Raw genomic sequence first — 12,897 nt, 5'->3', positions numbered from 1 at the left:
CTTGACATTGCAATTAGCTGACTACCCGTAGCCGAAGTTTCACTTCGGCGTTTTTCAGAACGGCCGCCAGAGGCGGCCTGTGGCAATTGACGGAGCGCGATCGCAGGCTTTAATGGCACTCATGGTAATGAAAGACACTATCAGCAACAAGTTGCAGGAAGCTTTCACGCCGGAAAGCCTGCAAGTCGTCGACGAGTCACATTTGCATGAGGGCCACGCCGGCCATCGGCCGAGCGGCGAGACGCACTTCCGCGTTTATATCGTGTCCCAGGCCTTCAAAGGGAAGAGCCGGGTCGACCGTCACCGCATGATAAATGCGGCGCTGGCCGCGGAACTCTCGGGTAGCGTGCATGCGCTGGCAATCCACGCACAGGCGCCGGGGGAAGACGGGCGCTGAACCAACCAGCGCGCCGGCTGCAATTTCTCCCCTCATCCTGAGGAGCGCGCTCTTGCGCGCGTCTCGAAGGATGCAGGCCCCGCTGCGGCATCTTGGCCTTCATGGTTCGAGACGCGCCTGACGGCGCTCCTCAAGGAGCAAGAGCTCAAAACGACGTCCCGGCCCGGCGCGGCTTGGCCTCTTCCAGCTCCGCGTCACGTGGCACCGGTGAAATACGGAGCGCGGTGATGCGGTTGCGTTCACGGCGGAGGACGCGGAAGCGGAAGCCGTGGAACGTAAAGCTCTGGCCGCGGTCGGGGATCGAACGCGCCTCGTGAATGACGAGGCCGGCGACGGTGGTTGCCTCTTGATCGGGCAGGCGCCAGTCCATGGCGCGGTTGAGGTCGCGGATCGGCACCGAGCCGTCGACCACGACGGAGCCGTCCGGCTGGGCGCGCACGCCGGCGACCACGACGTCGTGCTCGTCGGAGATGTCGCCGACAATCTCTTCCAGGATGTCCTCCAGCGTCACAAGACCTTCAACTTCGCCGTACTCGTCGACGACGAGCGCGAAATGGGTTTTGCGACGCCGGAATGCCTTCAACTGCTCGGAGACAGGGCGCATCTCGGGCACGAACCAGGGCGGCAGCGCGATGGTGGAGACGTCGATGCGCGAAGTGTCGCCGTCGGCGGCGCGGATCGCGCGCAGCAGATCCTTGGCGTGGAGCACGCCGATGATGTTTTCGGGCTTCTCGCGCCAGAGCGGGATGCGGGTGTATTCGGTCGCCAGCACCTCGCGCACCAGCTCCTCCGCCGGCAAGTCGGCGTTGATCATCATCATCTCGGTGCGATGGATCATGACGTCGGAGACCTGGAGCTCGCGCAAATCAAGCAGGCCGCCGAGCATGTCGCGGTCCTGCTTCTCGACCTTGCCCTCGTGGTGCAACAGGTCGACCGCGCCGCGCAGGCGCTCGGTCGGCGACAGGATCGCCTGGTGCTCGCCGGCAAGGCCGAACAGGCGCATCAACAGGCGGACGATAACCTCGACGATCCGCAGCAGCGGCCCCAGCACGTACATGGTCAGCCGCATCGGGCGCGCGACCGCCAGCGCCATGCGGTCCGGCGCGTTGATGGCGAGGGTCTTCGGCAGCACCTCCGCGAAGATCACGACCAGCGCCGTCATCACGCCGGTGGCATAGAGCACGCCGACATCGCCGAACCAGGCGGTGAAGATGCTGGTGGCCAGTGCCGAAGCGGTGATATTGGCGATGTTGTTGCCGAGCAGCAGCGCGCCGATCAGGCGCTCGCGCATGTCGAGCAGCTGCGAGACCACGTCGGCGTCGCGATTACCCTGCTTGGAGAGCCGCAGCATGCTGGCGCGCGAGGCGCCGGTCAGCGCGGTCTCGCTCGCGGCGAAGAAGCCCGAGACGAGCAGGCAGATAAGGACGATGGTGAAGCCGAGCCAGTCCATGAGACACTCTGGTTTCTTGTTTTAGCGCCGTTCAGCCGCGTCTCACGCCTTGAGGGCGAGCTTGTCCTTCAGGAAGTCGCGCACCGGCGCCGGCTCGACATCCTTGGCGATGACGGCACGCCCCACGGCCTCCAGCAGGATGAAGGTGAGCTTGCCGCGCTTGACCTTCTTGTCCTGTGCCATCAGCCCCATCAGCGCGTCGGCATCGGCAAGGCCTTCCTGCGCGAAGCCGGCGATGTCCTGCAGGCGGGTCGGAAGACCTACTTCGACGAGATGGCGCTCGACGCGGGCCGCATCGGCCTCGCCGATCATGCCGAGCCTGGCCGAGAACTGCGCCGCCAGCGTCATGCCGATCGCAACGCCCTCGCCGTGGAACAGGCGGTCGGAAAAACCGGTCGCGGCTTCCAGCGCATGACCGAAGGTGTGGCCGAGATTGAGCAGCGCGCGTTCGCCGGTCTCGCGTTCGTCGCGCGAGACGACACCGGCCTTGGCGCGGCAGGAGGTCGCGATGGCGTGCTCACGCGCCGAGCCTCCCTTGAAGATGTCCGCGTGGTTCTTCTCGAGCCAGGTAAAAAAGGCCTCGTCACCGAGCACGCCGTATTTGGCGACTTCGGCATAGCCGGCGCGGAATTGCCGTGGCGACAGCGTGTCGAGCACGGCGGTGTCGGCGATGACCAGCACCGGCTGGTGGAAGGCGCCGAGCAGATTCTTGCCTTGCGGCGAGTTGATGCCGGTCTTGCCGCCGACGGAGGAATCGACCTGCGCCAGCAGCGAGGTCGGCACCTGCACGAAATCGACGCCGCGGCGCAGGATCGCGGCGGCAAAGCCGGCGAGATCGCCAACCACGCCACCGCCCAGTGCGATGACGAGATCGTTGCGCTCGATTTTTGCGGCGATCAGGGCTTCGCTGACCTTTTCCAGCCCCGCATAGGTTTTGGAGATCTCGCCTTCGTCGACGACGACACGCGACGTCGGAATGCCGCTGGCCGCGAGCGAGGCCTCGGTCGGCTCGAGCCAGTATTTTGCGACGGTGCGGTCGGTGACAACAGCGGTGCGCACGCCGGGGCGCAAAGCGGCAACGCGTTCGCCGAGCGAAGACAGCACGCCGCGGCCGATGACGATATCATAGGCGCGATCGCCGAGCGCGACGTCGACGTTGACGGGGTCGGAATGTTTCAGAGGCGCGGTCATCGAACGGCACTCGCGACGTCGGCTGGTGGTTGGGACGCGCTCTCGCCGCAGAGATGGGCGTGCAGCGTCTCGATGGTCTCATCGACGATTCTGTCGTGCGGCACGTCGCGCGAGGCGATCGTGATGTCGGCATGGCTGTAGACCGGCTCGCGCTCGGTGAGCAGGCGCGTCACCGTTCCTTCGGGATCGGCAGTCTGCAGCAGCGGACGGTCGGCGCGGCGACGGACGCGGCGCATGATCACGTCGTGGTCTGCCTTGAGCCAGATCGAGATCGCCCTGGCCGCGATGCGGCTCCGCGTCTCCTCGCGCATGAAGGCGCCGCCGCCGGTCGCCAGCACGATCGGCCCGCCCTCGAGCAGGCGCGCGATCACCCGCGCCTCGCCATCGCGGAAATACGGCTCGCCATGGCGCTCGAATATCTCCGGTATGGTCATGCCGGCATGCGCGACCTCGATCTCGGTGTCGGCATCGATGAAGGGCAGCTTGAGCCGCGCCGCCATGCGGCGGCCGATGGTCGACTTGCCGACGCCCATCATGCCGACCAGCACGATCGAACGCGCGCCCAGCGCCGACAGGATGTCGGCCTCGGGGCTCGCTTGTGCTGGCAGCGCGGCGTCGGACATGGATCTTGCTCTGGATCTCGCTCAATTTGCCGCCAAAGGCGGCATCTGGGCCACGTATACGACCCCATTGGGGCCCTCGCCAGAGGACTCTTGCCACGAAACGGCGAACATGTTGGATGATTTCATTGGTTAATTTGCCCGTTCGTGTCCTTCGTCGAGACCCTGCTGATGCCCAGCCTGTTCCGCTTCCTGACGGTCGTCGCCGTGATCGCCGGCATCGTCTATGGCGTGGTGTTCGCGCTGGCCAATTTCGTCAATCCGAAGCCGCGGGAAATGACGGTGACGATCCCGCCGGATAAATTTCTCAAGAAATAGGAGCTAGCCTCCAGGGCATGCGCAAATCCTCCGCCAGCAAGCCCTCAGACGCCAAGCTCACCGGCCTGTTCCTCGACATGCTCGCCGCGGAACAGGGTGCCGGCTCCAATACGCTCGATGCCTACCGCCGCGACCTCACCGATTTCTCGGAGTTTCTCGACCGCGTCGGCCACAGCTTTGTGGACGCGGAGACGCAAGTCCTGCGCGACTATCTTGGCGACCTCGATGCGCGCGGCTTCAAATCCTCCAGCGTCGCGCGGCGGCTGTCGGCGATGCGGCACCTGTTCCGCTTTCTCTTGAATGAGCGCATCAGAACTGAGGATCCCGCGGCGATCCTGTCCGGGCCCAAGCGCGGCCGCGGCCTGCCAAAAGTACTGTCGATCGCCGATGTTGACCGCATGCTCCGCTGCGCCAAGGAGATGAGCGAGGCGGCGGATGCCTCGCCGTCGCAGCGGCTGCGCGCTTTAAGGCTCTATTGCCTGCTCGAGGTGCTCTACGCCACGGGCTTGCGCGTTTCCGAGCTGGTGTCGCTGCCGCGCTCGGCCGCCAAGCGCGACGCCCGGATGATCGTGGTGCGCGGCAAGGGCGACAAGGAACGGCTGGTGCCGCTCAATGAAGCCTCGCGGCAGGCGATGGCGGATTATCTCGCGCAGACGGAAGCCGCGAAGACGGAGAAAAAGAAGGGCAGTGTCGCCGCCTCGAAATGGCTGTTTCCCTCGTTTGGCGAGAGCGGGCACCTGACGCGGCAGCATTTTGCCCGCGACCTCAAGGAGCTCGCGGTCGCCTCCGGCCTGCAGGCCCGGCTGGTCTCCCCGCACGTGCTGCGCCACGCGTTTGCCAGCCACCTCCTGCACAACGGCGCCGATTTGCGCATCGTGCAGACCCTGCTCGGCCACACCGACATCTCGACCACCCAGATCTATACCCATGTGGTCGAGGAGCGGCTGAAGAGCCTGGTGCGCGACCTGCACCCGCTGGCGGAGAAGTAGGGAGGTGCGCCCCCTCTCCCGCTTGCGGGAGAGGGTTGGGGAGAGGGTGTCTCGACAACGAAGAACCCCCAAGGGGAGAAAACCCTCACCCGGCGCTTCGCGCCGACCTCTCCCGCAAGCGGGAGAGGTAAACTAACCGCCTTGACTTCGGCCACATCTCCGCAGAAAGAGCCGTGGCCTTATCCGTGATTTGCCGCGCTTCCGCGAGCGCACAGGTCAAGCCTTTGAAGAAGCTACACTTCTTTACGAGAAGCCAACCTCGCTTCGCCTCGTAGCCCCGTCCCGCTATATTGAGTTGATGCCAGACCAGATGCGCAGCTATCTCGACTTCGAAAAGCCCGTCGCCGAGCTCGACTCCAAGGTCGACGAGCTCAGGACGCTGGCGGCCTCCGGCACCGACATCGCCGAGGAGATCGGCCGGATCGAGGACAAGGCGGCGCAGGCGCTGGCCGACCTCTATCAAAACCTGACGCCGTGGCAGAAGACGCTGGTCGCGCGGCATCCGCAGCGGCCGCATTTCAACGACTTCATCAGGGGCCTGATCACCGAATTCACCCCGCTCGCCGGCGACCGCAAGTTCGGCGAGGACGAGGCGCTGGTCGCGGGCTTCGGCCGCTTCCGCGGCGATGCGATCTGCGTGATGGGCCAGGAAAAGGGCGATTCCACCGAGAGCCGCATCAAGCACAATTTTGGCATGGCGCGGCCGGAAGGCTATCGCAAATGTGTGCGGCTGATGGAGATGGCCGAGCGGTTCGGCCTGCCGGTGCTGTCGCTCGCCGATTCCGCCGGCGCCTATCCCGGCATCGGCGCCGAGGAGCGCGGGCAGGCCGAGGCGATCGCACGCTCGACCGATGCCTGCATGGCGCTGACCGTGCCGAACGTCGCCATCATCACCGGCGAGGGCATGTCGGGCGGCGCCATCGCCATCACCACCGCCAACAAGGTGCTGATGATGGAGCACGCGATCTACAGCGTGATCTCGCCCGAGGCCGCCTCCTCCATCCTCTGGCGCGACGGCAGCAAGGCGCAGGAAGCCGCCAACAACATGAAGATCACCGCCCAGGACATGCTGCGCTTCGGGGTGATCGACAGCATTTTGAAGGAGCCGGTCGGCGGCGCCCATCGCGACCCCGCCGCCATGATCGCCACCACGGGCGATGCCATCGCAAAAGCCTTCGACGAGCTGCGGGGCCTGGACGGCGACGCCATCCGCAAGCAGCGCCGGCAGAAATTCCTCGATATCGGCCGGAAACTGGGCTGATTCAGGCAGATTTCGGTATTGTGGTGCGCTCCCTCCCCCGCTTGCGGGGAGGGTCGGGGAGAGGGTATCTCCCCTCGCGACACTCCCAATGCGGCGCGCGCCCCCTCCGGGCCTCCCCCGCAAGCGCCCGCAAGCGGGGGAGGTGAAGAGCCCCGGTAACCCCGTATTAACCCTTTTTTTGCCCAAATCAGCGATCTCAGTAGCGGTTTGGCTGCAAAGCCCAATTAAGTCCCAAGTTCCGGCCCAGTTTAAGTCTCTGTTGACCACGCCTGTCGGCCAACGGGCTCGTGATCCCCGGTCGGGTTGCGACCCCCAGGCGCGGAGGTTAGAATTTTAATCAATGGCTTCAGGGCATAAGCGCTGGGGCTTGGTCTGAATGAAGTCCGGAGTTCCGGTCAGGCCATGCCCGAGAGATTGGGGTACGCGCTCCTTGCCCGGCACGTTGTGGGGTCCATCTTGAATTCTCGTTCGCTTGCCCGTGCGCTTTTGGCTTCGGTCGCGCTTGCTGCCAGCGTTGTGCTGGCCGGCTGCGACACCGACCAGGTCTCGCTCGCGACCAACGCCAAGGCCAACCAGCCGGTCTCGCCCAAGCTCGTCGCCGCGATGGGTGAGAAGGACATGGATCTGCAATCGCCGATCCTGATCCGCCTGTTCAAGCAGGAAGCCGAGCTCGAAATCTGGAAGCAGACCCGCTCCGGCCAGTTCGCTCTGCTCAAGGCCTATCCGATCTGCCGCTGGTCGGGCGACCTCGGTCCGAAGGTGCGCGAAGGCGATCGCCAGGCGCCGGAAGGATTCTACTCGATCAACCCGAGCCAGATGAATCCGCAGTCGGCCTATTACCTCTCGTTCAACACCGGCTTCCCCAACGCGTTCGACAAGGCGCTCGGCCGCACCGGCTCGCAGCTGATGGTGCATGGCGATTGCTCGTCGCGCGGCTGCTACGCCATGACCGACGAGCAGATCGCGGAGATCTATTCGTTGGGCCGCGAGTCCTTCTTCGGCGGCCAGAAGGCGTTCCAGTTCCAGGCGTATCCTTTCAAGATGACGCCGGTGAACATGGCCAAGCACCGCAATAATCCGAACATGGCCTTCTGGAAGATGATCAAGGAAGGCTATGATCATTTCGAGGTGACACGACAGGAGCCGAAGGTCGACTTCTGCGAGAAGAAGTACGTCTTCGACGCCGCGAAGACGCCCGACGCCAAGCGTGATCCCGTGTTCGACGCTTCGGCAAAGTGCCCGGCCTATGTCATCCCCGAGGACATCGCCAGCGCGGTGCGCGAGAAGGAGCAGCGCGACGAAGCCGAGTACAACAAGCTCATCGCCAAGGGCACGCCGGTGGCGCGCATGAACACCGGTATCGACGGCGGCATGAACAAGATCTTTGCCGCGAAGATTCCGGAGGGCTCGACCGGCCTGTCGGAAGGCGCCGAAGGCAATACGCTGCAGATGCTGGCGATGTCGAAGGCGCCGGGCACCATTCCCGGCACCGTCAACCCGCCGAAGCCGAATCTCGAGCCCGCCGCGGCCGCGCCGCAGGAAGAGCCGGTCGTCGCGGTCGCCGCACCCGCGACCAACACCCGCGTCGCCTCGGCCGCACCGGCTGAAAAGTCGGGGGGCTTCTTCTCGAACCTTGGCCGCAAGATGGGCCTCGGCACCGCCGACACCACAGCGACCACGTCTCCGCCGCAAGCGACTGCCTCAGTGACCCCCACGCCGGCAGCGCCGAGCACGGCCTCCAAGCTGAAGGCCGCAGTAGCGCGCTTCGTGCCGGGTCATGACAAGTCCAAGGATAGCACCGTCGCGGCCGCGAAACCCGCCGAGCCGGCCAAGCCCGCCGAGACCAAGGTCGCCGCGACGCGGCCCGCGCTGAAGCCATCGGTGAACGATGGTGCAGCTGACGGCGCGCAGATGGCCGGCGCAGCACCGGTGGTATCGTCGAACTCGTTCGACAGCCGGTTTGGCGCGGTGAAGTAGGCGGGCGTTCCGCCCGCAAAATTTACGGCGCCAGGTACCGCATCAGCTCCGGATTGCCCCTCACCTCGCCCGCTGCGCCTTGCAGCGCGACCCTGCCACGATCCAGCACGTAGGCATAATCCGCAACACGCAGCGCGAGGTCGAGGTGCTGCTCGACGATGATGACCGCGATCTCCTTGGCGAGCTCGATCAGGCGCTCGGTGATCTCCTCGATCACGCCGATCCAGACGCCTTCGGTCGGCTCGTCCAGCAGCAGCAATTTTGGATCGCCGAGCATGGCGCGGCCGATCGCGAGCATCTTGCGCTCGCCGCCGGAGAGCGTGCCGGCGGGCTGGTCGAGGCGCTGGCCGAGTTTCGGGAAGATCGCCAGTACGCGGTCGACCGCGGTGGCGTCCTGGTTGAAGAGCGAGCCGACGGCGAGATTGTCGCGCACCGATAGGCGCGCGAACACCGAATGCTCCTGCGGCACGTAGCCGATGCCGGCGCGGACGCGCTCTTCAGGCCGGCGGCGGCTGATGTCGCGGCCGTCGAAGCCGACCTCGCCCTTCCACGCCGGCAGCTCGCCGACGATGGTCTTCATCAGCGTGGTCTTGCCGGCGCCATTGCGCCCGAGCACCGCGACGCCGCCGCGCCAGGGAATGCCGAGATTGAGATCGAACAGGACCTGGCTGCGGCCATAGCCGGTGTCGAGATGCTTGATGTCCAAAAATTCAGCCACGGCGCAGATAGATCTCCTGGACGGATGTGTTGGCCTGGATCTCGGACACGGTGCCCGATGCCAGCACCTTGCCCTGGTCAAGCACGGTGAGGCGATCGCAGATGTCGCGGATGAAATCGAGGTCGTGCTCGACGATGACGAGCGAGCAATGTTTTTTGATCGGCTGGAGCAATTCGCCGGTGACGCGACGCTCCTCCAGGCTCATGCCGCCGGTCGGCTCGTCCAACAAAAGGAGTTTGGGTTTGCCCGCGAGCGCCATTGCGATCTCCAGCCATTGCTGCTGACCATGCGACAGCGCCGCTGCCGCATCGAAGGCGCGGTCGGCGAGACGGAATTGCGTCAGCATGGTCATGACCTGATCATGCAGCAACCCGCGCGTACGCGAGAATACGAGGTCGAGCAGCGAGGACTGCGCCTGCAGCGCGAGCAGGATGTTGTCGTAGAGCGTCAGCGACGGCAGCACGCTGGTGATCTGGAATTTCAGGCTCATGCCGGCCCGCGCCCGCTCGGTCGGCGTGAAGGCGGTGATGTCGCTATTGACGAACGAGACCTTGCCCTGCGTCGGCACCTCGGCGCCGGCGATACACTTCATCAGCGTGCTCTTGCCGGAGCCGTTGGGGCCGATCAAGCCGTGAAACTCGTTCTCGCCGACGGTCAGCGCGGCGCCGTCGAGCGCGGTGAGCTTGCCGAATATCTTTGAGATGCCCGCGGCTTCAAGGAGCGGCATTTTGCTTCTCCTTGATCCTGGCACCAAAACTGCCGACGCGCTCCCGCTCGCCCAGGACAAAACTGATCAGGCCGAGCGGCCGGAACAGGATCACGAGCAGCAGCAACAACCCCAAAATGATCGGCCAGATGTCGCGATAATTGTCCGACAGCCAGAAGCTGACTCCCTCGACGATCACGGTACCGATGACGGCGCCGATCAGCGTGCCGGCGCCGCCGAACAGCACGTAAAGCACGACCTGTGTCGAGACGACCACGCCGACCATATTGGGCCACACGAAGCCCTCGTGGAAGGCGTAGAGGCTGCCGGCCAACCCTGCGATGGCGCCGCCGATCGCAAAAATGATCGCCTTGAGGTGCTGTACCTTGTAGCCGAAGAAGGCGATGCGCTGCTCGTTCTCGCGCAAGCCTGCCAGCGCGAGGCCGAATTGCGAGCGCACCAGGAAGCGGCAGAGCAGATAGACGACAACGAGGATGCCGAGCACGAGATAATAGAACGCCGGCCCTTCCGAGAATTCGTAACCACCGAGCGTCATTGACGAGATCGAGGGAATGCCGTTCTGGCCGCCAAGATAGTACCAGCCGCGCGCGAGGCGATCGGCGGCGTAGGAGCCTGTCAGCGTGCCGAGCGACACGAAGATCACGCTGGAGGGATGCCGGCCCAGCAGCAGGAAGCCGCCGAGCAGGAGCGCAAAGGTGAGGCCGATGATGGTGCCGGCCGGCAGCACCAAGAGGATGCTGGTGATATCGAGGTCGCGCGCGAGCAGCGCGACACCGTAGCCGGCCGAGCCGAAGAACAGGGCCTGGCCAAAGCTCATGATGCCGGCATAGCCCCAGACCAGATCGAACGACAACGCGAACAGCGCGAGGATGATCACGCGGGTTGCGAACACCGTGAGGTAGTCCTGCAGCACCAGCGGTGCGACCAGCGCAGCGACGAGCACCACGCCCTCCACGATCGGCAGGACTTTTCGCGCCGACGATCGTTTGACCGGTGCGCTTTCCGCCACCGAGACGTCTGTCTCACCCCCGACGTCGGCGTGGACGGCCTGCTTAGCTGCACCCATGGATTTCAGCATTCCAAATTAGAGCACCTTGTGGCGGTCTCTGCACCTCTCCCCAACGGGGAGAGGTGCAGAGAGTCACTCTAGCATTCCTTGGGATCGACCAGACCGTCGCTGCGTCCGACGATCTCGTAGTTCCCGGCCTTGGCGACGGCGGTGTACATCTTCATCTTACAGTGACGCTTGCCCGGCACCATCTCGGCCGGTCCGCCCGGGCCCTCGGCGATCTTGGCGTGGTCGAGCGCGGCGGCGACCGAGTCACGGTCGATCTTGCCGGCTTCCTTGACGGCCGCTTCCCACAGCTTGAGGCCACGATAGGTGCCGGTCGCCGCACTGCCGGCGGCGAACAGGAAGTTGCCCGGAAAATCCTTCTCGTAGGCCGCCTGGATTTTTGCGTCGAACGGGTTCTCCTTGGTCAGCACCTTGAAATAGTCGAGACAGCTCGCAAGGCCCTCGATCTCGGCGGCCTGATTGATGTTGAGCGTGTTCTCGTCGTAATAGACGCAGGCCAGACGGCCGCCGTTCTTGAGGAAGCCGGCTTCATAGAGCTGCTTGAAGAACGGGCCGACGCCCGGCGGGATGACGGTGTTGAAGACGACGTCGACCTTGTTGGAGACGATGCGGTTGACGGTCGCGGAGAAGTCGACCTGGTCGAGCGGGTAATACTCTTCGAACACGACCTCGCCACCGTTGGCTTCGATCACCTTGCGGGCATAGACATTGAGCGTGTGCGGCCAGACATAATTGGCGCTCGGCAGCGCGAACTTCTTGCCGCCGTTCTTGATCAGCCAGGGAATGAATTCGTCGCATTGCTGCGCCGGCGTCGGTCCGGTGCAGAACAGATAGGGCGTGCACTCCTTGCCCTCATAGAGTTGCGGATAGATGTAGAGCGTCTTGCCGCGCGCCACGATCGGGTCCTTGATCGCATTGCGCATCGACGAGGTGATGCCGCCGAGCACCATGTCGACCTTGTCGCGCTGGATCAGCTTGCGCACGTTGCCGACGGCGACGGATTCGTTCGAGGCGGTGTCCTCGATGTAGAGCTCGAGCGGACGGCCGAGCAGGCCGCCCGAGGCATTGATCTCCTTGATCACCATTTTGGCGACGTTGGCGTCAGCATTGCCGGCATAGGCGATCGGGCCGGTGAGGTCGGTCGCGATGCCGACCTTGATCGGGGCTTCGGCCGCATTGGCCCAGGGCGCCGGAAACACCCAGCTTCCGACCCCGGTCGCGACCGCACCGGAGGCGAAAGCGAAATTGGACAAAAAGCGGCGGCGTGAGAGTTGACGATCGAACATATGACTAAACCCCTTTTCCAGCGATGAGGCCCTGCGGCCGGAATTTGATGAAGGCAATGGCGAGAACGAAGACGAGGACATCGGCGACCACGGGCGCCATGACCCAGGGCAGCGCGGCGCTGAGCGTGCCGATCACACCGGCGCCGGCGACGGGGCCGATGAAGGAGCCGACACCGCCGACCATGACGGCGACAAAGCCCTGGATCAGGAAGCGGATGCCGAGATCGGCATAGAGGCTGAACACCGGCACGATCAGTGCGCCGGCAAGGCCAGCGAGCGCCGACCCAAAGGCAAACGTGGCGCCGTACATCAGGGGCGTGGAAATGCCGGATGCGCGCGCCAGCGACGGGTTCTCCAGCGTGGCGCGCATGCGCAGACCAAAGCTCGTGCGCGACAGCAGGAGATAGCAGCCGCCCATCACCAAAAGCGTGATGACGATGATGGTGAAGCGCCACGCCGAGATGTGCATGGTGCCGATATCGATCGAGCCGCCGATCGGCTCGGGCACCGTGAGATAGAAACCGCCGATCAGCCCGCGCACGGATTCGCGGATGATCAGGCCGAGCGCGTAGGTGCCGAGCATCGCGACGATCGGCGCGGCGTAGAAGCGGCGGATGATCAGCGCTTCCAGCACGAAGCCGAACGCGCCAACGACGAAGGGCGCCGCAACCATGCCGCACCAGATCGGCAGGCCCTTGGCGTAGGCGAGATAGGTGATGTAGGCCCCGAGCAGGACGAACTCGCCCTGCGCGAAGTTGAAGATGCCCATCATGCTGGCGATGATCCCGAGCCCCAGCACGATCAGGACGATGATCGCGCCAAAGCTCAGGATTTCGAACGCCGCAACGAACGCGTTAGCCATGCGCCGGAGCCTTTCCCGTTCCGATG

At 64.7% G+C, this 12,897-nt stretch carries 13 protein-coding genes; 5 read left to right on the top strand and 8 right to left on the bottom strand.

All coding sequences use genetic code 11. The features are described 5' to 3' along the window. Positions 1-121 precede the first annotated feature (121 nt). Positions 122-397 (top strand): BolA family protein, encoded by a 276-nt coding sequence (locus ACP2YP_RS03185; RefSeq protein WP_426426457.1) that lies wholly within the window; start codon positions 122-124, stop codon positions 395-397. A 145-nt stretch (positions 398-542) separates the two neighbouring features. Here the strand turns inward: ACP2YP_RS03185 and ACP2YP_RS03180 are convergent, their stop codons facing one another. From ACP2YP_RS03180 to ACP2YP_RS03170, 3 genes are read right to left on the bottom strand one after another with little or no spacing between them, the layout of a single operon-like run. Then, positions 543-1,847 (bottom strand): HlyC/CorC family transporter, encoded by a 1,305-nt coding sequence (locus ACP2YP_RS03180; RefSeq protein WP_426422189.1) that lies wholly within the window; start codon positions 1,845-1,847, stop codon positions 543-545. 42 nt (positions 1,848-1,889) lie between these two features. Next, positions 1,890-3,038, bottom strand: coding sequence for a 3-dehydroquinate synthase (aroB, locus tag ACP2YP_RS03175; protein WP_426422188.1), 1,149 nt, complete (start codon positions 3,036-3,038; stop codon positions 1,890-1,892). Further along, the gene (locus ACP2YP_RS03170; protein WP_426422187.1) at positions 3,035-3,661 is read right to left on the bottom strand and encodes a shikimate kinase; all 627 of its coding nucleotides are present in this window, start codon (positions 3,659-3,661) and stop codon (positions 3,035-3,037) included. The genes aroB and ACP2YP_RS03170 overlap by 4 nt, the downstream gene beginning before the upstream one ends. Before the next feature lie 168 nt (positions 3,662-3,829). On the opposite strand from ACP2YP_RS03170, the gene ACP2YP_RS03165 reads away from it, so the two are divergent. The 4 genes from ACP2YP_RS03165 (at position 3,830) to ACP2YP_RS03150 (ending at position 8,203) form a co-directional block, all read left to right on the top strand. Continuing rightward, a complete protein-coding gene (locus ACP2YP_RS03165; RefSeq protein WP_035669499.1) occupies positions 3,830-3,976 on the top strand; it encodes a hypothetical protein in 147 nt (48 codons plus the stop codon). Between the two features lie 17 nt (positions 3,977-3,993). Then, a complete protein-coding gene (gene xerD / locus ACP2YP_RS03160) occupies positions 3,994-4,965 on the top strand; it encodes a site-specific tyrosine recombinase XerD (protein WP_426422186.1) in 972 nt (323 codons plus the stop codon). Between the two features lie 298 nt (positions 4,966-5,263). Continuing rightward, positions 5,264-6,226: an acetyl-CoA carboxylase carboxyltransferase subunit alpha gene (locus ACP2YP_RS03155; protein ID WP_426422185.1), complete on the top strand. Its 963-nt coding sequence runs from the start codon at positions 5,264-5,266 to the stop codon at positions 6,224-6,226. Between the two features lie 456 nt (positions 6,227-6,682). Then, positions 6,683-8,203: a L,D-transpeptidase family protein gene (locus ACP2YP_RS03150; protein WP_426422184.1), complete on the top strand. Its 1,521-nt coding sequence runs from the start codon at positions 6,683-6,685 to the stop codon at positions 8,201-8,203. Positions 8,204-8,225: 22 nt separating this feature from the next. Here ACP2YP_RS03150 and ACP2YP_RS03145 read toward each other — a convergent pair whose 3' ends face one another. From ACP2YP_RS03145 to ACP2YP_RS03125, 5 genes are all read right to left on the bottom strand, one after another. Further along, a complete protein-coding gene (locus tag ACP2YP_RS03145) occupies positions 8,226-8,921 on the bottom strand; it encodes an ABC transporter ATP-binding protein (RefSeq protein ID WP_426422183.1) in 696 nt (231 codons plus the stop codon). Beyond that, entirely contained in the window at positions 8,914-9,648 is a 735-nt protein-coding gene (locus ACP2YP_RS03140; protein WP_426422182.1) for an ABC transporter ATP-binding protein, read from the bottom strand. Before ACP2YP_RS03140 ends, ACP2YP_RS03145 begins: the two co-directional genes overlap by 8 nt. Next, a complete protein-coding gene (locus tag ACP2YP_RS03135) occupies positions 9,635-10,726 on the bottom strand; it encodes a branched-chain amino acid ABC transporter permease (protein ID WP_426422181.1) in 1,092 nt (363 codons plus the stop codon). The genes ACP2YP_RS03140 and ACP2YP_RS03135 overlap by 14 nt, the downstream gene beginning before the upstream one ends. A 68-nt stretch (positions 10,727-10,794) precedes the next feature. Continuing rightward, positions 10,795-12,009, bottom strand: a complete 1,215-nt coding sequence (locus ACP2YP_RS03130) for a substrate-binding protein (RefSeq protein ID WP_426422180.1) — start codon at positions 12,007-12,009, stop codon at positions 10,795-10,797. 4 nt (positions 12,010-12,013) lie between these two features. Then, on the bottom strand, positions 12,014-12,871 hold the full coding sequence (locus ACP2YP_RS03125; RefSeq protein ID WP_426422179.1) for a branched-chain amino acid ABC transporter permease: 858 nt from the start codon (positions 12,869-12,871) through the stop codon (positions 12,014-12,016). Between the last annotated feature and the right edge of the window lie 26 nt (positions 12,872-12,897).

Origin of the sequence: Bradyrhizobium genosp. A (assembly GCF_049949275.1) — a bacterium.
GTDB lineage: Bacteria > Pseudomonadota > Alphaproteobacteria > Rhizobiales > Xanthobacteraceae > Bradyrhizobium.
This window is presented reverse-complemented; position numbering and strand designations above follow the sequence as displayed.